At 62.9% G+C, this 19,576-nt stretch carries 17 protein-coding genes and 2 pseudogenes; 6 read left to right on the forward strand and 13 right to left on the reverse strand.

Going from position 1 to position 19,576, the window contains the following annotated elements:
* Nucleotides 1-608 precede the first annotated feature (608 nt).
* From QZ648_RS17985 to QZ648_RS18000, 4 genes are all read left to right on the forward strand, one after another.
* On the forward strand, nucleotides 609-1,418 hold the full coding sequence (locus QZ648_RS17985) for a hypothetical protein (protein ID WP_291997873.1): 810 nt from the start codon (nucleotides 609-611) through the stop codon (nucleotides 1,416-1,418).
* Nucleotides 1,419-1,707: 289 nt separating this feature from the next.
* On the forward strand, nucleotides 1,708-1,884 hold the full coding sequence (locus tag QZ648_RS17990; RefSeq protein ID WP_291997874.1) for a hypothetical protein: 177 nt from the start codon (nucleotides 1,708-1,710) through the stop codon (nucleotides 1,882-1,884).
* Nucleotides 1,885-1,908: 24 nt separating this feature from the next.
* Entirely contained in the window at nucleotides 1,909-2,154 is a 246-nt protein-coding gene (locus tag QZ648_RS17995; protein ID WP_291997875.1) for a heme biosynthesis HemY N-terminal domain-containing protein, read from the forward strand.
* Between the two features lie 514 nt (nucleotides 2,155-2,668).
* Complete coding sequence (locus tag QZ648_RS18000; RefSeq protein ID WP_291997876.1) at nucleotides 2,669-3,109, forward strand: hypothetical protein; 441 nt, start codon at nucleotides 2,669-2,671, stop codon at nucleotides 3,107-3,109.
* A 31-nt stretch (nucleotides 3,110-3,140) separates the two neighbouring features.
* Here QZ648_RS18000 and QZ648_RS25125 read toward each other — a convergent pair whose 3' ends face one another.
* The 13 genes and pseudogenes from QZ648_RS25125 to QZ648_RS18060 form a co-directional block, all read right to left on the reverse strand.
* Complete coding sequence (locus tag QZ648_RS25125; RefSeq protein ID WP_366144184.1) at nucleotides 3,141-3,458, reverse strand: coproporphyrinogen III oxidase; 318 nt, start codon at nucleotides 3,456-3,458, stop codon at nucleotides 3,141-3,143.
* A gap of 168 nt (nucleotides 3,459-3,626) precedes the next feature.
* Nucleotides 3,627-4,106 carry a coproporphyrinogen III oxidase gene (locus QZ648_RS25130; protein WP_366144200.1) on the reverse strand — a complete coding sequence of 160 codons (480 nt, stop codon included), beginning with the start codon at nucleotides 4,104-4,106 and terminating at the stop codon, nucleotides 3,627-3,629.
* 69 nt (nucleotides 4,107-4,175) lie between these two features.
* Nucleotides 4,176-5,418 (reverse strand): annotated as a pseudogene (gene purD / locus QZ648_RS18010) (phosphoribosylamine--glycine ligase); the annotation flags it as partial.
* 141 nt (nucleotides 5,419-5,559) lie between these two features.
* Nucleotides 5,560-7,126 (reverse strand): annotated as a pseudogene (purH, locus tag QZ648_RS18015) (bifunctional phosphoribosylaminoimidazolecarboxamide formyltransferase/IMP cyclohydrolase).
* A 64-nt stretch (nucleotides 7,127-7,190) separates the two neighbouring features.
* Complete coding sequence (locus QZ648_RS18020; RefSeq protein ID WP_169065502.1) at nucleotides 7,191-7,442, reverse strand: helix-turn-helix domain-containing protein; 252 nt, start codon at nucleotides 7,440-7,442, stop codon at nucleotides 7,191-7,193.
* The gene (gene dusB / locus QZ648_RS18025; protein ID WP_169065501.1) at nucleotides 7,439-8,491 is read right to left on the reverse strand and encodes a tRNA dihydrouridine synthase DusB; all 1,053 of its coding nucleotides are present in this window, start codon (nucleotides 8,489-8,491) and stop codon (nucleotides 7,439-7,441) included. Before dusB ends, QZ648_RS18020 begins: the two co-directional genes overlap by 4 nt.
* A gap of 245 nt (nucleotides 8,492-8,736) precedes the next feature.
* Nucleotides 8,737-9,006 (reverse strand): cell division topological specificity factor MinE, encoded by a 270-nt coding sequence (gene minE / locus QZ648_RS18030; protein WP_169065500.1) that lies wholly within the window; start codon nucleotides 9,004-9,006, stop codon nucleotides 8,737-8,739.
* Between the two features lie 2 nt (nucleotides 9,007-9,008).
* Nucleotides 9,009-9,830 (reverse strand): septum site-determining protein MinD, encoded by an 822-nt coding sequence (gene minD / locus QZ648_RS18035; RefSeq protein WP_169065499.1) that lies wholly within the window; start codon nucleotides 9,828-9,830, stop codon nucleotides 9,009-9,011.
* A gap of 111 nt (nucleotides 9,831-9,941) precedes the next feature.
* Complete coding sequence (gene minC, locus QZ648_RS18040; RefSeq protein ID WP_291997877.1) at nucleotides 9,942-10,757, reverse strand: septum site-determining protein MinC; 816 nt, start codon at nucleotides 10,755-10,757, stop codon at nucleotides 9,942-9,944.
* A 149-nt stretch (nucleotides 10,758-10,906) separates the two neighbouring features.
* Nucleotides 10,907-12,130 carry an FAD-dependent monooxygenase gene (locus tag QZ648_RS18045; protein ID WP_291997878.1) on the reverse strand — a complete coding sequence of 408 codons (1,224 nt, stop codon included), beginning with the start codon at nucleotides 12,128-12,130 and terminating at the stop codon, nucleotides 10,907-10,909.
* Nucleotides 12,123-13,430, reverse strand: a complete 1,308-nt coding sequence (locus QZ648_RS18050; RefSeq protein ID WP_291997879.1) for an aminopeptidase P N-terminal domain-containing protein — start codon at nucleotides 13,428-13,430, stop codon at nucleotides 12,123-12,125. The genes QZ648_RS18045 and QZ648_RS18050 overlap by 8 nt, the downstream gene beginning before the upstream one ends.
* A complete protein-coding gene (gene murU, locus QZ648_RS18055) occupies nucleotides 13,427-14,119 on the reverse strand; it encodes an N-acetylmuramate alpha-1-phosphate uridylyltransferase MurU (RefSeq protein WP_169065495.1) in 693 nt (230 codons plus the stop codon). The genes QZ648_RS18050 and murU overlap by 4 nt, the downstream gene beginning before the upstream one ends.
* Nucleotides 14,119-15,150 carry a phosphotransferase gene (locus QZ648_RS18060; RefSeq protein ID WP_169065494.1) on the reverse strand — a complete coding sequence of 344 codons (1,032 nt, stop codon included), beginning with the start codon at nucleotides 15,148-15,150 and terminating at the stop codon, nucleotides 14,119-14,121. Before QZ648_RS18060 ends, murU begins: the two co-directional genes overlap by 1 nt.
* Before the next feature lie 150 nt (nucleotides 15,151-15,300).
* Here QZ648_RS18060 and lptD point away from each other — a divergent pair, with 150 nt between their 5' ends.
* Together lptD and QZ648_RS18070 are read left to right on the forward strand one after the other, a co-directional pair.
* Complete coding sequence (gene lptD / locus QZ648_RS18065; protein WP_291997880.1) at nucleotides 15,301-18,255, forward strand: LPS assembly protein LptD; 2,955 nt, start codon at nucleotides 15,301-15,303, stop codon at nucleotides 18,253-18,255.
* An 8-nt stretch (nucleotides 18,256-18,263) separates the two neighbouring features.
* Nucleotides 18,264-19,571: a peptidylprolyl isomerase gene (locus QZ648_RS18070; protein ID WP_169065492.1), complete on the forward strand. Its 1,308-nt coding sequence runs from the start codon at nucleotides 18,264-18,266 to the stop codon at nucleotides 19,569-19,571.
* The last annotated feature ends 5 nt before the right edge of the window (nucleotides 19,572-19,576 follow it).

Below are 19,576 nucleotides of genomic sequence, written 5' to 3' on the forward strand. Positions count from 1 at the left end.
GTCGTGAAGTTACTGGCCGACGCTTGCGAGAAAGAAAAGCGGGGCCGAGGTCGCCTATGTAAGTGTTATCAGCGCTCCGCGCCCGATCAGAGCGGCAGTGCTTGAAGCGCTGTGGAGCAGCGAGACAGCTTGGACGGCTCACAGTTCATTCCAGCGGAGGGTGCGGTACCTGGTCGACCTGTCGACGCCCCAGCGCCGTGCGGTCTCGCGCACTACTCCGGTGTTCGTGCCACACCCACGAATTGCCGAGCTGGCGCGGAAAACTTGGTTTGCAGCGGGTGATTCTGACCGAACCGGCAGATGCTGGGAATCATTGCTGCTCTGAACGTATATAATTGGCGGTCATGATGAAAGAAAAAATCGACCCAAGGTCTTCACTCCCCGAGCAGGCTGCCGCTGAGTCGGCTGGCAAGCCGCCAGCAGACGAGCCGCCGCCGGGTTCTCGGACATCGCTGGAAAGCGAGTCCTTTTCTTCCCCGCGAGTGAGCAGCGGCCGGAGACGGATCCGCTGCCCGAAAAGGACTCCTTGCCGGAGGCCGAACAAGCGGCATCGGAAGCCGAGCCCCTGGCCCAACAGAAGCCCTTGCCGGACGCGCAGGCAACGCTCGATGGCTCCACCCCCGCCCGCAGCGACACCCGCCGCTGTCGAGGATCCTGCAGCGACGCCAGCCGTGGCTAGTGAGCCGGTGTCTGACGGTGCGTCAGTTGCTAGCGAGCAGCCGGCGGCAAGCGGGCCAGCGGCTAATCCGGCCGCGGCGAGTCAGCAGTCGCCTGACTGGCGCAATCCCTGGTTGCTGGTGGTGCTGATAGTCCTTGGTCTGGTGGCCTGGCAGTGGTTCGAACCCCGGCAGAAGATGGCCGATACGCAGCAGGAGTTGGCTCGCCGCCTGGCCGATAGCGATTCGAGTGGCGCGGAAGTCCGCGCCCTGTCCAAGGGGCGAGCGATCAGATGGCTGGCCTCCTCGGGCGCCTCGCTGCGCTTGAGGCGAAGGTTGGCGAATCGCAGAGCCAGCAGGCGATGCTCGAGAAGTTATACCAGGATGTGGCTCGCAGCCGGGATGATGTTGGCGCTGGCCGAGGTCGAGCAAAGCCTGACCCTGGCTGCTCAGCAGTTGCAGCTGGCAGGTAATGTGCAGGCCGCCGTCCCTCGCCCTGCAAAGTGCCGAAACCCGGTTGGCGGCAAGCAGCCGACCACAGTTCGTCAGTCTGCGCCAGGTTTTGAGCAGCGATCTCGAACTTCTGCGCGCCTGCCGCAGATCGATGTTGCGGCCATGAGCTTGCGCCTGGAAAGCGTCATCAATGCGCTCGATACGATTCCTCTGGCCGTCGATGGGCGTTCCCCGGCGCATGGCGACGACGCGAAAAGATGCCGCGCAGGCCGCCCCAGCGCCAGTTGCCTGCCGAATGGCCTGCGCTGACCCAGTGTCGAACTTCTGGCAGAAACTGGTCAGCGCCGAGCTGTGGCAGCGGTTGGGCCGCGAGGTCTGGGGCGAAGTGAAATCCCTGGTCCGCATCCAGCGTTTTTGACCGCGATGAGCCGGCCTTGCTGACGCCCGGTCAGGCGTTCTTTCTGCGCGAAAATCTCAAGTTGCGTTTGCTGAATGCTACGCCTCGCTCTGCTGGCCCGTGATCAATGGACTTTCCAGAACGAGCTCAAGCATGCTCAGGCGTGGATGAATCGCTATTTCGATTCCAGCGCTGCCTCGTTTGCAGACCGCGCAAGCCAATCTCGAACAGCTCATCGCCACCGAGATCAACATCGAGATGCCGACGCTTAAACGAAAGCAGGTCTGCAGTCAAGCCGTCAGCTTGGTCAGGAGCGCCAGTGAGAGGGACTACTTTGGCTACTGGCACTTGCTGCCATGGCTGTCGGCGTTTCGCTGACAGCACGGGTCCAACGACGGCTATGTGCTGCTGATCGTACCACCGTATCGTATTGAGGTCGCCCTCAGTCTGGCGATCATCCTCTTTGTTCTCGCCTTCGTACTGCTGTTCTTGGTGCTGCGCACCATTGGCCTGACGCTCTCCCTGCCAAGTCGGGTTTCTGGCTATCGCGCGCGTCGCCGTCGTGAGAAAGCCACGGCGTCTTTTCCACGAGGCCATTCGCCTGCTTTTAGAAGGGCGTTTCACGCAGGCCTTGAAGAAAGCCGGTGAGGCCTACGCTGCCGGGCAGGATCCGGGCTTGGCAGCGCTGTTGGCAGCGCGAGCGGCGCATGGTCTGCGCGAACCCGAGAAAGAGCAGGAGTGGCTCGGTCGCGTTAACAACCCGCGTCTCGACCCTGCACGGCTGATGCTGGAAGCAGAGATGGCCATTGACCATGAGCAATACGGTGAGGCCGTAAGCGTGTTGCAGGCGCTGCAGACACTCTCTGGTCGGCACATCGCAGCACTGCGCCTTGAACTGCGTGCCCGCAGGGTTGCGGAAACTGGCCGGAGGTCCTGCAACTGGCGCGCGTACTCGAGAAGCGCGACGCTTTGCCGCCTGAACTGTGCAGGAAATAAAGACCCAGGCACATCAGGAAACCATCCGCCAGCAGCAGGCGGCGGACGAGGGCCAATTGCTGGCCTACCTGCGCGCTATTTCCGGCCAAGGAACGTAGCCTGCGGCTGACGCAAACCTCTTGCCAAGCCTTGCTCGAACACCGGGGTTGACGATGAGGCGCAGCGGATGATCGAGAAGCAACTCGACACGCAGTGGGATTCGGATCTGATACAACTCTATGGCCAGGTGCGGGGCCGCGACCTGACCTCCTGTATTGCGCGCGCCGAGAAATGGCTGCCGCAGCATCCCGAGGACGCACAACTACTACTCACTTTGGGCCGCCTGTGCTTGCAGCAGCGCTTGTGGGGCAAGGCGCAAATCTACCTCGAGGCTTCGCTATCGCTGGTCGATCAGCGCGCGGTCAGGCTGGAACTCGCCCGCCTCTTCGAACAGACCGAACGCTGGGATGAGGCCATGCCGCACTACCGGGCAGCTGCCGAGCAGGTCGCCCTGCGCCCTGCGACGCTCGCTTTCGACTGGCGGTCAGCTCAGCTCAGCAGTCACAGTCAGTACCTCGATTGCCCGGCTAAGTCCCTTCTCCCGCATGCGGGAGAAGGACGTTCGTGAACCCGCGTCTACGACTTGCACCTTAGGCTAGCTAGGCCCAGTCGCGCGGTTGCAGCATCTCGTAGAGTTCGGCCTCCGGGCTGCCGGCGGTGGGTTGCCAGTCGTAACGCCATTTGACAATCGGCGGCAGTGACATCAGGATGGATTCCGTTCGCCCGCCCGACTGCAAGCCGAAAAGAGTGCCGCGGTCCCAGACCAGATTGAACTCGACATAGCGCCCGCGCCGATAGGCCTGGAAGTCACGCTCGCGTTCACCGTAGGGTAGGTCCCGGCGCTTGTCGATGATCGGCAGGTAGGCTTCGGTAAACGCTTCGCCGACGGCTTGTGTCAGGGCCGAAGCAGCGCTCAAAGCCGCCCTCGCTCAGATCATCGAAGAATACGCCACCGGACCCCGCGGGGGCTCTTTGCGGTGCTTGAGGAAAAAGTATTCGTCGCACCCACTTCTTGTACCGGCCGTAGACGTCATCGCCGAAAGGCTGCACGGCTTCTTGCAGGTGGCGTGAAATGCCGGATGTCTTCACTGACCGGATAGTAGGGGGTGAGGTGCATGCCGCCGCCGAACACCACACCGGCTGGCGCATCGGCCTTGCTCGCCACCAGCGCCGCGCACGTTCATGTGCGCGGTCGGGCAGTAAGGGTTTTCCGGGTGTAATACCAGGGAAACACCCATGGCTTCAAAAGCGCGACCGGCCAGTTCGGGCGCTTGCGGTCGCCGAAGCGGGTAGCGCGGAACCGCTGACCTGCGAGAAGGCAACCCCACCGCGCTCGAATACGCGGCCAGCCTCGATAATGCTGGTGCAGCCATGGCCGGCAAGCGGTTCGCCCTCCGCTTTTGCCAGGCATCGGCACGGAATGCTGGCCCAGGAGTGCCCTCGATATCTTCGAGCGCCGCGACAATGCGCGTCTGCAGGCCGGTGAAGTAGCTCCTCAGGAGTGCCGTGTCGATCATCGCAAGCTTTCGCTGGCCGGAGCCGCCCTGCCTTGCTGCATTGCTCATCGCGGTACGGCGCGGGTGGCCGATGTCGTGGCGATATTGCACTGCCCGTCGAAGTGAATTCACGACAATCAGGTCGTAGGCGCGTTTCTGCGTTCGCTTGACGTTGTCGCCGAGCGCCGTGACGCAAAGTACGCGGCCACCGCGGTGACCGTCTGACCATCGGGCGTTCGCGTCGTTCCCGCCGTGGGAAAATGTGGCTGTCTTCGCTATCTTCGCTGTATTCGCTGTATTCGCTGACTTTCGGCAGACCGCTGATGACGTCCCCTGTACGCGGTGTACCCGGGTAGTTGGCTGCGGCAAGCACGACGCCCAGTGCCACGCGGCGATCCCAACTGGCTTCGACCTGGTCGAGTTTGCCGGCGACCGCGTGGTCGAGCAGCGTGAACAGGTCGGACTTCAGGCGCATCAGGATGGGTTGGGCTTCCGGGTCGCCCAGGCGACAATTGAACTCCCACCGTTTTCACCGAGCCGTCCTTGCCGATCATCAGTCCGGCGTAGAGGAAACCGGTGTAGGGGGTGCCCTCGGCAGCCATTCCCCGGACCGTCGGCAGGATGATTTCGCGCATCGCCTTGGCGTGAACCTCTGGCGTCACCACCAGGGCCGGCGAGTAGGCACCCATGCCGCCGGTGTTGGGGCCGCTGTCGCCGTCGCCGATACGCTTGTGGTCCTGGCTCGATGCCAGTGGCAGTACGTCCTTGCCGTCGACCATGACGATAAAGCTGGCTTCTTCGCCTTCCAGGAACTCTTCGATGACCACCTGCGCTGGCGTGCTGCCCGTCGGCGGTACGTACTTTCGGCCGGCAGCATGCGGTCAAGCGCGGCGTGCGCTTCGTCGCGAGTCATCGCCACCACCACCCCTTTTCCGGCGGCTAGACCATCGGCCTTGATGACGATTGGCGCACCCTGTTGGTCTATGTAGGCGTTGCGCCGGAGCGCGCTCGCTAAAGGTGGCGAAGCACGCCGTCGGAATGCCGTGCCTGGCCATGAAGCGCTTGGCGAAGTCCTTCGAGCTTTCGAGCTGCGCGGCTTCCTTGCTTGGGCCGAAGATTTTCAGGCCACGGGCGCGAAAGAGATTGACGATACCGGCAGCCAGGGCGCTTCGGGGCCGACGATGGTCAGCGACACCTTTTGCTCTTCGGCGAAATCGGCGAGGGCGTCGAGATCGGTGATGGCGACATTTTCAAGCGCTCGGTCCGCAGCCGTGCCGGCGTTGCCCGGCGCGACAAAGACCTTCTGCAGGCCAGGCGTCTTCGCCAGACACCAGGCGAGTGCATGCTCGCGACCGCCTGAACCGATGACCAGTAGTTTCATAAAAATCCTCTCCCCTCAGAGTGGTCATGGCGGCCTGCTGCTGGTCCGCAGCAGGACGATTGCCATCTGGCTTCGGATATCCAGGTTGGCTCAAAAGAGCCTGGCATACCCTTCACTGCCGCCGCCTTCGTTGAAATTTGCTCAGTGCCGGAAGTGGCGGGCGCCGGTGAACACCATTGTCAGTCCATGCTCGTTGGCGGCGGCAATCACCTCCTCGTCGCGCATCGATCCCCCGGGCTGAATGACCGCCTTGGCACCGGCGGCCGCGAGAACGTCGATACCGTCGCGGAACGGGAAGAAAGCGTCCGAAGCGACCACCGAGCCGGCCAGATCGAGGCCGGCGCTCTGCGCCTTGCTTACGGCAATTCGGGTCGAGTCGACGCGGCTCATCTGGCCGGCACCAACGCCCAGGGTCATGCCATGGCCACAGAAGACGATGGCATTGGACTTGACGAATTTGGCGACGCGATAGGAAAAAAAGCAGGTCTTCAATTTGCGACTCGCTCGGCGCCAGGGTGCTGACGACTTTGAGGTCGGACGCCTGAACGTTGAACTTGTCGGGCGTCTGTAGCAGCAGGCCGCCGCCGATGCGCTTCATCTCGAAGCCGTGGTAGACCCTGGCCAGTGGCAACTCCAGGACGCGCAGGTTCTGCTTTCCGGACAGCAGTTCCCGGGCCGCAGCCGTGAACGCGGGAGCGAGCAGGACCTCGACGAAGTGCTTGCGCGAGTTCATGGCCAGGATGACGTCGGTGTCGACCGTGCCGTTGAAAGCGATGATGCCGCCAAAAGCCGACGTCGAGTCGGTCTGGAAAGCTTTTTCGTAAGCCGACAGCAGATCGGTGCTGACCGCGACGCCGCAGGGATTGGCGTGCTTGATAATCACGCAGGCCGGGGTCGCGAAGCTCTTGACGCACTCCCAGGCGGCATCGGCGTCGGCGATGTTGTTGTACGAGAGCTCCTTGCCCTGCAGCTGCTGGTAGTTGGCGATCGAACCGGAAACTGGTTCTGGATCACGGTAGAAAGCGGCCTGCTGGTGTGGGTTCTCGCCGTAACGCAGCGTTTCGCCGCGATCAAAGGCGAGTTGCAGGCGCTCGGGAAAGGCTTGTACCTGCTCGTTTTCGTCGAGAGAAGTCAGCCAATTGGCGATTGCCGCGTCGTAGCGCGCGGTGTGTACGAAGGCCTTCTTGGCCAGGGCGAAGCGCGTGGCCGCCGTCAGACCGCCTTCGTTGGCCGCCATTTCCGAGAGCAGCGCCGGGTAGTCGTCAGGATCGGTGACCACGGCTACGCCGGTGTAGTTCTTGGCCGCTGAACGCAGCATTGCCGGGCCGCCGATGTCGATGTTCTCGATTGCCTCGGCGAGCGTCACCTCGGGTTTGGCAATCGTTTCCCGGAAAGGATAGAGATTGACGCAAACCAGATCGATGGTCGGAATGCCATGTTGCGCAATGGTCGTCAGGTGTTCTGGCAGATCGCGGCGGGCCAGGATGCCGCCGTGCACCTTCGGATGCAGTGTCTTTACGCGGCCGTCGAGCATTTCCGGAAAGCCCGTGTAATCACCGACCTCGGTCACCTCCAGCCCGGCATCACGCAGGATTTTTGCCGTGCCGCCGGTCGATAGCAGTTTGACACCGTGGGCGACCAGGCCCTGGGCAAATTCGAGAGCATGATTCTTGTTGGAGAGGCTGATCAGGGCTTGACGTATTTTCATGGTGGGCAGGTTTGCGGCAGGGGAAGGAGGATTGGAGCAAGAAGGCCGTTCAGGCGATGATCGTTCAGGCGATTAGCCGGTGATCGACCAGCTTCTTGCGCAGCGTGTTGCGGTTGATTCCGAGTATCTCGGCAGCGAAAGTCTGGTTGCCGCCGGCCTGCTTGAGAACGACTTCGAGCATCGGGCGTTCGACGCTTTTGATCACCATCTCGTAAACCGGCGCCGGCTTTTCGCCGTCAAGGTGCAGGAAATAGCTTTCCAGTGCCTTGCGGACGAAACTGGCAATATCTTCTTCCTCGTCGTGATGTCGCTTCATGCGGCGAGATCCTCACAATGGGCGTTGCTTAGCACCGGCGCGGCCGGATCGCTATTGACGTAGGGCAGGTGCTCGTGATGCTCGGCGAGCGTCAGGAAAAAGTCGTTGACCGCTTGCCGCTGCAGGGCGATGGTCGGCAATTGGTTCATCATGTGGCGGAATGCGGCCGATCCGACCAGACCCTTGGTGTACCAGGAGATATGCTTGCGCGCGATGCGCACGCCGGTCTCTGTGCCATAAAAGAGATAAAGGTCTTCCAGGTGGGCAAGCAGAATGCGATGAATTTCCGTGACTCGGGGCGGCAGCAGATGTGTGCCGGTTTTCAGGAAATGCTCGATCTCACGGAACAGCCAGGGGCGGCCCTGGGCCGCACGGCCGATCATCAGAGCGTCGGCACCGGTGCTGTCGAGAACGAACTTTGCCGTTTCCGGTGAGACGATATCGCCGTTGGCGATCAGCGGAATGCGGGCCGCGGCCTTCACCGCGCGGATGGTGTCGTACTCGGCGTGTCCGCTGTAGCCACAGGCGCGTGTCCGCCCGTGCATCGCCAGTGCCCGGATACCCGACTGCTCGGCGATCTTCAGAATGCTCAGGGCGTTGCGGTTGCTGGTGTCCCAGCCGGTTCGGATCTTCAGGGTCACTGGCGTCTGCGGGACCGCATTGACTACCGCCGCGAGGATCTTTCCCACCAGCGGCTCGTCGCGGAGCAGGGCCGAGCCGGCCATGACGTTGCAGATCTTCTTGGCTGGGCAGCCCATGTTGATGTCGACGATCTGTGCTCCGCGATCGACGTTGTAGCGTGCGGCAGCTGCCATCATTGCGGGGTCGGCGCCAGCGATCTGCACCGAGATCGGGGCCACTTCGCCTTCATGATTGGCGCGCCGGCGAGTCTTCGCGCTACCGTAGAGCAGCGAGTTCGAGGTCACCATCTCGGAGACCGCGAGGCCGGCGCCCAGGCTCTTGCAAAGTTGCCGGAAAGGTCGATCGGTCACACCTGCCATCGGCGCGACAAACAGGTTGTTGCGAAGCGTAAATCCGAGGAATTCCATGGCGGTGAGGTGCCGGGGCGCAAGGCAAGATCGGAATTCTACCGCGATTGGCGCCCGAAAAACAGACGATCTTGCCTGCCGACGAGATTCATCAGTCGGGTTTCCCGATATCGCGTGGCCCGCAGACCAATCACCAAGCGGCACTCTCAGGCAAGGTAGTCAAGCCCCGTTTTCGGGGTGCGAGGCGGCAGCCTCCGGCTCTCATTCTGGCGCCGTGGCGCCCAGCTTGGCCGTTGAGCCTCAACCTAGGTCTTGCTGGCGGTGTCCGGCATGACGATGTTCACCTCGAGAACTTCCATGTTTCCCTGCTTCTCGATTGACACCTTGATGTCGTCGGGGTTGACCGAGATGTACTTGGAAATCACGGCCATCAATTCCTGCTGCAAGGCTGGCAGGAAGTCCGGCGTGTTGTTGCTGCCGTTGCGTTCGTGGGCAATGATCAGTTGCAGGCGTTCCTTGGCAATGGACGCCGTCCTGGGCTTGCTGCCGCCGAAGATCAGGGAGAACAGGGACATCCTTATTTCCCCCCGAAGAATCGCTTGAACAGGCCGGGCTTCTCGTAGTCGACGTAACGTAGCGGGATGGTTTCGCCGAGGAAACGGCCAACCACGTCAAGGTAAGCGCCGGCAACGTCGCTACCGGCAAGGTGGATCGCCGGTGAGCCAGCGTTTGACGATTGCAGTACCACCTCGGACTCGGGAATGACGCCGATGATCGGCACGCGCAGAATCTCCTGCACGTCCTTGTACGAGAGCATTTCCCCGTCCTCGACGCGCTTGGGCGAATAGCGCGTAATCAGCAGATGCTCCTTGACCGGCTCGCCGCCGCTCAGGGCGCGGCGTGACTTGGCCTGGATGATGCCCAGGATACGATCTGAGTCGCGTACCGAGGACACCTCGGGATTGCTGACCACCAGCGCTTCGTCGGCAAAGGTCAGGGCCAGAACTGCGCCGCGCTCGATGCCCGCCGGTGAATCGCAGATGACGTAATCGAAGGCCATGTGTTCGAGTTCCTTGAGAACTTTCTCCACTCCTTCTTCGCTGAGCGCGTCCTTGTCGCGAGTCTGTGAAGCCGGCAAGACGAAGAGATTGCCGTTCTCGCAATGCTTGTCCTTGATCAGCGCCTGAGTGAGCGTTGCCTCGCCGTTGAGGACGTTGACCAGGTCATAGACCACACGGCGCTCGCAGCCCATGATCAGGTCGAGGTTGCGCAAGCCGACGTCAAAATCAATGACCGCAGTTTTGTAACCACGCAGAGCGAGGCCTGATGCGAAGCTGGCGCTGGTGGTGGTCTTGCCGACCCCACCCTTGCCGGACGTTACGACGACGATACGTGTCACAGATCTTTCCCCGCAGGTTAAAGCTGGGATTCTACCCGCAGAATGGGAGTTCTGTTGACTGGCGCCGTCGTTGCAATGCTATTGCCAGTGCCTGCATCGTTGTTAATCCGTCTAGATCGGCTCGACGATGAGTTTCCCTAAGCTGTCGCCAGTTTTTTCAGTGAGCCTGACCTGTACCGTCTGGCCTGCCAGGTCGGCCGGAACGCCGCTGTCGAAAGTCCGATAGAGGCCCGCAATCGAGACCAGTTGAGCATCGAAACGGGTGCTGAAAATGCGCGCCTCGGTGTCGCCGCTGGCGCCTGCCAGCGCGCGACCGTGCAAGGGGGCGTAGATGTGGATGTGGCCGTCGGCGATCACTTCGGCACCAGAGTTGATCGCGGCGAGAACGACCAGGTCGCCACCACGAGCATAGATCTGTTGCCCGGAACGCAAGGGCCGGGTGAGGAACAGTGTCGCCGACTTGGTGCTTGCAAGCGTACTGGCAGTGGGCTCGGGTTTCGCTGCCGGAGGCGCTGGCGGCGGCGCTGCTGCCGCCATTGCCGGCGCGCCGGTTGGCGCGGGCCCTGAACGCTCCTCATCAGCTGGCGGCAGTGCGCGTGCCGAACGGTCGACCGCCGCGTAGGTCGGCAGGCCGGCAGTGCGGGCACTCTGGCGAAGCTCGTCGCTGCCGCCCCGTACACCCATCACATTCAGCCCGTGGGCTCGGAAAAGCTCTTTCAAAAACTGCCATTTCGCCGACGACACCGCGCCAGCCTGTGACAAGTCGAGCACCGCCGCCTCGCCATCGAAAAACGGATCGTCACCGAACAGGGCGTTGGCTGCTTCGCCGAGTTCGCCCAGTTGCAGGGATCGCAGGCTGACCGTGACGACCGGCAGGGTGCTTCCCTTGAACTCTATCAGCGGTGGGGTAATGTTGTTTTGCGGCATGGGATCGTCAGGGCGCTTTGGCAGGGACTGGGGAAGCGACGAAGTCTAGCGGAATCACCCGCAAAAGCGAACTGAAGCGACGAGATTTTCCTTGCCTGCGGTGGCTGGCGCGAGCGCTCAGTCGGCGCTACTAGTTCTCCGGGGATGGTCTAGGGCCAGGCGCGGGCGCCCCAGATCATTCGCCTGGCAACGAAGTGGCGTAGAGGTGGCAAGACGTCGAGCGCCAGCAGTCCGAGGCCACGAGCGATGCGTAGCGGTGCCAGGTCATTGCCAAAGACGCGCACGATGCCGTCGGTGAAAGCGATACTGCCCTTGCGGTCAAGGCGGCGCGCGCGCGCGTAGCTGTCCAGGGTGGCGGCATCACCCGCGTCGCCGCTGGCGTTGGCAAGCAGCGCGGCGGCGAGCGCCCAGGCGTCGCGCAAGCCGAGATTGAAGCCTTGGCCGGAGACCGGGTGCAGGCTTTGTGCGGCGTTGCCGATCCATACCTGGCGTGGGTCGACCAGCTGCTCGCGGACGCGCAGCGCAAGAGGAAAGCTGGCGCGCGGGCTGCTGGCGACAAAATCGAGGCGGCTGCCGAACTGTGCACGCAAGGCGGCGAGGAAAGCCTCCTCGTCGAGGTCGAGCAAGCGAGCGGCTTTTTCCGGCGCTACGGTAAACACCAGCGAGTAGTCCTCGGCCAGCGGCAGCAGCGCCAGCGGACCGTTGGGAGTGAAGCGTTCCCATGCCCGATGCTGGTGGCCAGGAACGGGGCGAACCTCGGCGACGATGGCGTGCTGCCGATAATCGTACACGCGCACCGCGGGGTCACTGGCGGGAGTGCCTTCGGCATGGACGACGAGTCTGGCCCGGATACGGCGTGGTGCGGCGGTGTTGCCGGCTGCTGCGGCTGGCTCGGCCAGAGTAATCTCGGCAGCCTCGCTGTCGGTGGTGATGCCCAGCACGGTACGGCTGTACAGGCGCTGAGTTGCCGTGCTGTGCGCATCGATGCTCGCATCGAGGGTGGCCGCGAGATCGCGGTAGCGCATCACGTAGCCGAGTGCGGCAATCCCATATTCCCTGGCGTCGATCAGCGTGCGGCCGAAGCCACCGCGCTGCGAAACGTGGATGCTCTCGATTGCCGTCGCCGCAGCGGTGTTCCAGGCGCCGAGGTGTTCGAGGAGCTGGCGGCTGCCATGCGCCAGCGCCAAGGCGCGCGGATCGCCGGACCAGGCAGCACGCGCGCGGCTGTCGAGCAGCAGTACGCGCTGCGGCCCCGCCGCCAGCGCCAGGGCGAGCGCCATGCCGACCGGCCCGGCACCGATGATGGCGACGTCGACGCTGCTCTCATCGCTGGCGCCGGTGGTGCTTTCGGTATCCTTCAGCTGCTCACTCATGGCGCATCACTTCCTCGATTTCGGCGATCGTTCGTGGCGCGTTGGTGTAGGTCAGGCAGCCGTCGCTGGTCACCAGGACGTCGTCCTCGATGCGCACGCCAATGCCGTGCAGATGCTCCGGGACGGCACTGCCGGGCCGCAAGTAGAGGCCCGGCTCGACGGTCAGGGTCATGCCGGGAAGCAGCCTGACCCAGTCGTCGTCTGCGCTGCCAGTCTTGTATTCGCCGGCGTCGTGAACGTCCAGGCCGAGCCAGTGGCCGGTGCGGTGCATGTACCACGGCTTGTAGGCTTCGCTCTCGATGGCGCCGTCCACGCTGCCGCTGAGCAGCTTGAGATCGATCAGCCCCTGTGACAGGACGCGCAGCGCTGCCTGGTGATAGGCGGCGAACGAGGCACCCGGGCGTACCGCGGCAATCGCCGCCTGCTGCGCTGCGAGGACGATTTCATAGACCTCGCGTTGGGCGGCGCTAAAGCGTCCGCTTACCGGAAAAGTACGGGTGATGTCCGAGGCGTAGCCAGCGACCTCGCAGCCGGCATCGATCAGGACCAGCGATTGACTGGCCAGCAGTTTGTTGTTGTCGACGTAGTGCAGGATGCAGGCATTGGCGCCGCCGGCCACGATCGGCGTGTAGGCGTGGCCGTCGGCACCGCGGCGGCGAAATTCGTAACTCAATTCGGCTTCGAGTTCGTACTCGGCCATGCCCGGTTGACAGGCACGCATGGCGCGGCTGTGGCCGGCCGAAGCAATGTCGGCGGCACGGCGCATGAGCTCGATTTCGTGCCCATCCTTGATCAGTCGCATCTGGTCGAGCAAGCCGCGCAGGTCGCGGATTTCTCCGGGCGCGCGCGTGCCACTGCGCCCCTGAGTGCGAACCGTATTCAGCGCGCTGGTGATGCGCCGGTCCCATTCGCTGTCGTGACCCAGCGAGTGCCACAGGGCCGCGCGGTTGGCGATCAGCTTGGGCAGCATGTCGTCAAGAAGTCCGATCGGGTGCGCTTCGCAAAAGCCGAAGGCCGCGGCGGCGGCGTCAGGTCCGTAGCGGAAACCGTCCCAGGTTTCGCGTTCCTCATTTTTCTCGCGGCAGAAGAGAATCGCTTTCGCGCTCTCGCCGCCCACCAGGACCATCACCGCATCGGGCTCGGCAAAGCCGCTCAGGTACCAGAAGTAGCTGTCGAAGCGGTAGGGATAATGGGAGTCGCGGTTGCGCAGACGCTCGGGTGTCGTGGCCAGGACAGCGACGCCGTCACCGAGGCTGTCGAGTACGCGTTGGCGACGTTTGGCGTGGGTTGTGTGGCTCATCGGTTTTGCGCCAGCTCCAGGTCGAGTTCGGCAAGGCGCTCGCTGGTGCCAACGTCCACCCAGCGGCCTTCATGGCGTTGGCCAGTGACGGTACCTGCGGCAATACCGGCGTCAAGCAAGGGGCGCAGCTTCATCTTCACGCCGGCCGCCACAGAGGCAAAGAAATCGGGCCAGAAAACGCCAATGCCGGCGTAGGTGAGCGCTCCGTCGCACGTTCCGACTGCCGTGCGCAGGTCTTCGCCGTCGAGGCAGAAGTCGCCGCCGGGATGGTGCGCTGGATTGTCGACCAGCAGCAGGTGGGCGCGGCGCTGGTCGACTGCGCTGGCGATGCGCCTGGCCTGCGCAAAGTCCCAGTCGCACCAGATGTCACCATTGACCACCAGAAAGGCTTCCTCGCCAAGCAGTGGCAGTGCCGTGGCGATGCCACCGGCGGTTTCCAGCGCTCCGACCGGTTCGGGCGAGTAAGCGATACGCAGGCCGAAATCGCTGCCGTCGCCCAGTGCGGCCTCGATTTGTTCGCCGAGATGGGCGTGGTTGATCACCACTTCACGCCAGCCGGCTCTTGCCAGGCCTTGCAGATGCCAGACGATCAGCGCTTTGCCGCCAGCCATTAGCAGTGGTTTGGGGGTGCTGTCGGTGAGCGGCCGCAGGCGTTCACCGCGGCCGGCGGCGAGAATCATGGCCTTCATCAGAAGCTGTAGCCGACGCTGACCGGGCGCTTCTCGAGCACGTCGAGCAGGCGGGCGAGCGGCCGCAGTTCGCTGTAGCGCTCGCAGGTACGACGCAGATAGCTCAGCACGCGCGGCATGTCGGCCAGGTAATCGCTCTTGCCGTCGCGATGGCAGAGGCGGGCAAAGATGCCGAGCACCTTGAGCTGGCGCTGCGCGCCCATCCATTCATAGTCGCGATAAAAGTCGTGGAAATCGGTCTGTACCGGCAGTCCGGCCTGGCGCGCCCCTTCCCAGTAGCGGATCACGAAGTCGAGCTCCTGATCTTCCGGCCAGTCGATGTAGGCGTCACGATAAAGCGAGACGAGATCGTAGGTCAGCGGCCCGTAGACCGCATCCTGGAAATCGATAATGCCGGGGTTGCTCGGAAAAGCGGGCGTCGGCTCGCCGACGAGCATCAGATTGCGCGAGTGGTAGTCGCGATGGACGTATACCTGTGGTTGTTGCAGGTTATTCACCAGGATCGCTTCGCACACCGTTTGCAAAGTGCCTTGCATGCCTTCGTCGATGCTCACTCCGAGGTGGCGGCGCAGGTACCACTCGGGAAACAAAGCCAGCTCGCGGCTGAGGAGCCCGCGGTCGTATGCCGGCAGGACGTCGGGGCGACTGGCGAGCTGGATGGCGAGCAGTGCCCGGTTGGCATCGGCGTAGAGTCGTGGCGCCACGCTTCTATCCTGCAGGGCGCTCAGGTAAGTGGTGCTGCCGAGGTCGGAGAGCAGCAGAAAGCCTTGTTCGACATTGCTGGCGAGGACCTCGGGCAGATGCACGTCGGCCTCGCGAAACAGCGCGGCGACCTGGACAAAGGGGCGGCAGTCTTCTTTCTCTGGGGGCGCGTCCATGACGATGCGCGTCGTTTGATCGGGAAGCAGAACGCGGAAATAACGCCGAAAGCTGGCGTCGGCCGAGGCCGCTTCGAGGTGCACATCCCAGCCGGGGAAAGCCGGCGCGAAGACTTGGCCGAGCCAGTTGCGCAGCAGGGTGGTACGCGGCATGCCGCTTCTCCTTGAACGATGATGCTAAAATGTGCGATCGATTTTACCATCCGGGTACGGCTTGAAGCGCCGTCACAGGCAAGAAGCCAATGACTCCACAGCCTGGCACCCGAGCAATCCGTCGCATCCTCCTCCACTGACGACTCTGGAATGACGTTTCCCTTTCGGCGCAAGCCGCTGACCTTGATCTTTTGCTGCAGTGTCGCCAGTGCGCTTGTCGGCAGCTTGCCTGGCTTCGCACAGGCGCAGACCGAACCAGCGCTGCGCGTCGATCCCGCCTTGCTTGGCTTGCCGGCAGCGGCACCCGCCGTGCCGCTCGAGCGGCCGCCGGTGGCGAAGGTAAAGAGCGTGCCTGCGGCGAGCAAGCCGGAGTTGACTCCGCTCATCGAGGCGCAACCCGTGCCTGCGCCGACAAGCACGGCAGAGCCGCTGCCAGCTGCGGCCGAAGTCAGCAAGCAGCCGTCGGTCGAAACCGTCGCTACGCCTGACACGGCGTCCAGGCAGGAAGTGCAGCCGGAAGTGCAACCGGAACCAGCGCTGGTGCAGGATGCCGAACAGCCGCTGCCGGTTATCAGCCAGCCCGATCAACGCCTGGCCGAGCCGCTCGAGGAGATGCCGGAGGCCGGTGCGGCTGATGTCCGGGCGAGCGTGGCGCCGACGCACGCGCCCGACGCAGCGGCGGCCACCATGAGCACCACGACGATGTCCTTGCCTGCGCCCGCACCGGTGCCGGCCACGCAAGCCGAAGCAGCTGCCGCGCCGTCGGCGCCGGAAAGCGTCAGGCCGCAGTCAGCTGAAACGGAAGCCGGGTCGCAAGCGACCTTTCTGAGCGCGCAGAGGATATCGGGCATTGTCGACCGGGAGCTCATTGCTCAGGACAATGCCGAATTGCGCCAGCTCGACAAGGTATTGACCGCCGACCGCATGACCTACTGGCCGGTGGACGACGAAGTCGAGGCGGTCGGGAGTGCGCGCTTTCAGCAGCGTGATGACGTCGTTTCGGGTACCAGGATGCGGATGCGGCTCGAAGATCAATTTGGTTTCTTCGACGATGCTTCCTATCTCGTGAAGCGCCCACCCCGCCCGGTGGCGGGCGCGGAATCTGGCGGCGCGGGGGCTCACGACCAGGCGTCAACCGAGCTCGGCAGCGAATTCACCAGCGGTTTTGCGGCACCCCGTTTCTATGGCGTGGCGCCCGGGCAGACCACGCTCAAGTATCGCGATGGCGCAAATGGTGGCACGACGGAAGCACGCGGCACGGCGCAGCGCATCGACTTCGAAGGCGAGAACCAGATCCGTTTGAACTCGGCCACCTACACCACCTGCAAGCCCGGCAATGACGACTGGTATCTGAGTACCGCCGCTTTGCATCTCGACTACGACAATGAGGTGGGCAGCGGTAACGACGCCACCGTCCATTTCCTCGGGGTGCCGATTCTCTACGCGCCGTGGTTTTCCTTTTCGCTCAACAACCAGCGTAAATCGGGCTTTCTGACGCCAAGCTATGGTTCCAGTAGTGACAGCGGTTTCGAGTTTACGCTGCCGTACTACTGGAATATTGCACCGAACATGGACGCCACGTTTGAGCCAACGCTGCTCACCAAACGTGGCCTGCTGATGGGCACCGACTTCCGCTACCTCAACGCCGCGTATGGTGGGACCTATTTCGGCAACCTGCGCGCCGAGTATCTTCCTAATGATCGCGTGGCGGACAGGGATCGCTGGGGTGTGGCGCTGACGCATAGCCAGGTCGCGGGCAACGGCTTTTCTGGCGCGGTTAACTACAACCGGGTCTCGGACAGCGACTACTACACTGACCTGTCGAGCGAGATCACCCAGACGTCTGAAACGCAGCTTCTGCAGCAAGGCTTGGTGACCTACAGCGGTGGGGGGTGGTGGACCGCGACGGCCAACGTGCAGTCCTTTCAGACGCTGCAGCCGGACCCCCAGAATCCGGTCACGCCACCCTATCAGCTCATGCCGCAAATCACATTAAACGCGCGGCAACCGGACTTCTACTCGACCGACAGCGCCTTCTTCGGGCAGTACACTGATTTTGTTCGTCCCGATGCGTCGACCGTCGAGGGACAGCGGACAGTCATGCAGCCGCAGATTTCAATTCCCTATGTGACGCCAGGGTGGTATGTCACGCCGCGGCTCGGGGTCAACGTCACGCACTATGCATTGTCCTATCCGGGCTCGGCGAACGTCCTCCCGACTTCGATCAATCGCAACCTGCCTATCTTCAGCGTCGATTCGGGGATGACTTTCGAGCGCCCCAGTAACTGGTTCGGTCGCGACTACACGCAGACCCTCGAGCCACGTCTCTACTATCTCAACATCCCGTACGAAGATCAGAATGACATCCCGATCTTCGATACCGCGCTGGCCGACTTCAACTTCGCGCAGATTTTTGCCGACAACCAGTTCTCCGGCTGGGATCGTATCAACAACGCCAATCAATTGACCGCCGCTCTGTCTTCGCGCCTGATCGATCCGGCCTCCGGGAGTGAGATCATGCGCGGCATGATCGGGCAGCGACTTTACTTCACCGACGACAAGGTAGCGCTGCCGGGAGCGACCACTCGCGAGTGGGGCCGATCTGATTTTCTGGCCGGTTTTACCGGGCAGGTGTTGCCTCGAGTCTATGCCGACGCGGCGCTACAGTACGACGTGGACAATCAGCAGACCGACCGCTTTTCGATCGGGACGCGCTATTTCCCGGCAGCCGGCAAGCTGGTCAACGCCTCCTACAGCTACAATCCGCAGGCGGTGACGCCGATCAAACAGGTCGACATTTCGGGGCAGTGGCCGATCAACGGCCGCTTGCAGGCGGTAGGTCGCTACAACTACTCGTTTCTTCAGAAGCAGCCGATCGAGATTATCGGTGGCCTGGAATACAACGCGGGTTGCTGGGTGGTGCGCGTCGTCGGTCAGCGTCTGCAGACCACCGAGGCGGACGCGACGACGAGAGCCTTTGTGCAACTTGAACTGAGCGATTTTTCGCGCCTGGGATCGAGTCCGATCAACCTCCTGCAGCGCAGGATTCCCGGTTACGGCGTCGCTAATCAGCCGCAGACCGATTCGGCTCTGGCCGAACAGTAAGGGTGACCATGATGCTTATATTTCGCGCGTTGCTGCTCTCCCTTGTTCTCGTCGGGGTGGCGGCGGCACAAGGCGCTGCAAAGCCAAGCAGCCAGCCGCTGGCTGCCGACCGTATCGTTGCCGTCGTCAATGACGAGGTGATAACGCATCACGAGTTACGTTCGCGTCTCGATTCCGCGTTGGGGCAACTGCAGCGACAGGGGACCGCCCTGCCGCCGCGGGAGGTGCTCGAAAAGCAGATGCTCGAACGCCTGGTCATCGACAAGGTACAGTTGCAGTTTGCCCGCGAGGTGGGCTTGCGCGTCGACGATGCACAGCTTGACCAGGCGCTGCAACGTATTGCCAGCAATAACAAACTGACGCTCGCGCAGTTCCGGGTGGCGCTGGAAAAAGACGGTATTGCGTTTGCCAGCTTTCGCGAGGAGATTCGCGCCGAAATGACTATCGCGCGCTTGCGTGAGCGCGAGGTTGACAGCCGGATTTTCATTTCCGAAGGTGAGATCGACAATTATCTGGCGGGCGAGGCGGGGCAGGCCGGTGGTGAAGAGTACCAGATGGCGCACATCCTGCTGCGTGCCCCCGAGTCGGCAAGCCCGGAGCAGATTCAACAGCTACGCGCAAAGAGCGATCAGATCGTTGAGCGGCTGCGCCAAGGCGAGAACTTCGCCCAACTGGCTGCTGCTTATTCGGATGCGCCGGATGGTCTGCGTGGCGGCGATCTTGGCTGGCGTTCACTCAATCGCCTGCCGACGATGTTTGCCGAAGTGGCCGCGAAGCTCCAGGTGGGCGAGGTGTCGCCGGTCATGCGCAGCTCGAACGGCTTTCATCTGGTCAAGTTGCTCGGCAAGCGGGGCGGTGGTGCCTTGCCGGCCGTTCAGCAGACGCGCGCCCGGCACATTCTGATCAAGGTCAACGAAGTGGTCTCGGAACCGGAGGCCAGACATACCGTGGAAACCCTGCACCAGCGCATCAAGCACGGCGAGAACTTTGCCGATCTGGCCAGGCTTTTCTCGCAGGACGGCTCGGCGTCGAAAGGTGGGGATCTTGGCTGGATCTACGCCGGTGATACGGTACCGGAGTTCGAGGGGGCGATGAATCAACTGGCTCCTGGCCAGCTCAGTGAGCCGGTGAAATCGCCTTTTGGTTTCCATTTGATCGAGGTCACCGAGCGTCGCGTCCAGGATGTGTCGAGTGATCGTCAGCGCACTGCGGCACGGCAGGTGCTACGCGAGCGCAAGCGGGATGAGGCCTATCAGGACTGGCTGCGCCAGATGCGAGACCGCGCCTACGTGGAGCTTCGCCTGGAGGAAAGATGAGCGCC

The sequence above is a fragment of the Candidatus Accumulibacter sp. ACC012 genome (assembly GCF_907163155.1).
Taxonomy (GTDB): Bacteria; Pseudomonadota; Gammaproteobacteria; order Burkholderiales; family Rhodocyclaceae; genus Accumulibacter; species Accumulibacter delftensis.

What these genes read in the sequence shown, in the direction of transcription:
- QZ648_RS17985 (WP_291997873.1), top strand. Translation starts at nt 609, where the DNA reads ATGGCTCCACCCCCGCCCGCAGCGACACCCGCCGCTGTCGAGGATCCT.
- QZ648_RS18000 (WP_291997876.1), top strand. Translation starts at nt 2,669, where the DNA reads ATGATCGAGAAGCAACTCGACACGCAGTGGGATTCGGATCTGATACAA.
- QZ648_RS25130 (WP_366144200.1), bottom strand. Translation starts at nt 4,106, where the DNA reads ATGAGCAATGCAGCAAGGCAGGGCGGCTCCGGCCAGCGAAAGCTTGCG.
- QZ648_RS18020 (WP_169065502.1), bottom strand. Translation starts at nt 7,442, where the DNA reads ATGAAGCGACATCACGACGAGGAAGAAGATATTGCCAGTTTCGTCCGC.
- dusB (WP_169065501.1), bottom strand. Translation starts at nt 8,491, where the DNA reads ATGGAATTCCTCGGATTTACGCTTCGCAACAACCTGTTTGTCGCGCCG.
- minE (WP_169065500.1), bottom strand. Translation starts at nt 9,006, where the DNA reads ATGTCCCTGTTCTCCCTGATCTTCGGCGGCAGCAAGCCCAGGACGGCG.
- minC (WP_291997877.1), bottom strand. Translation starts at nt 10,757, where the DNA reads ATGCCGCAAAACAACATTACCCCACCGCTGATAGAGTTCAAGGGAAGC.
- QZ648_RS18045 (WP_291997878.1), bottom strand. Translation starts at nt 12,130, where the DNA reads ATGAGTGAGCAGCTGAAGGATACCGAAAGCACCACCGGCGCCAGCGAT.
- QZ648_RS18050 (WP_291997879.1), bottom strand. Translation starts at nt 13,430, where the DNA reads ATGAGCCACACAACCCACGCCAAACGTCGCCAACGCGTACTCGACAGC.
- murU (WP_169065495.1), bottom strand. Translation starts at nt 14,119, where the DNA reads ATGAAGGCCATGATTCTCGCCGCCGGCCGCGGTGAACGCCTGCGGCCG.
- QZ648_RS18060 (WP_169065494.1), bottom strand. Translation starts at nt 15,150, where the DNA reads ATGCCGCGTACCACCCTGCTGCGCAACTGGCTCGGCCAAGTCTTCGCG.
- lptD (WP_291997880.1), top strand. Translation starts at nt 15,301, where the DNA reads ATGACGTTTCCCTTTCGGCGCAAGCCGCTGACCTTGATCTTTTGCTGC.
- QZ648_RS18070 (WP_169065492.1), top strand. Translation starts at nt 18,264, where the DNA reads ATGATGCTTATATTTCGCGCGTTGCTGCTCTCCCTTGTTCTCGTCGGG.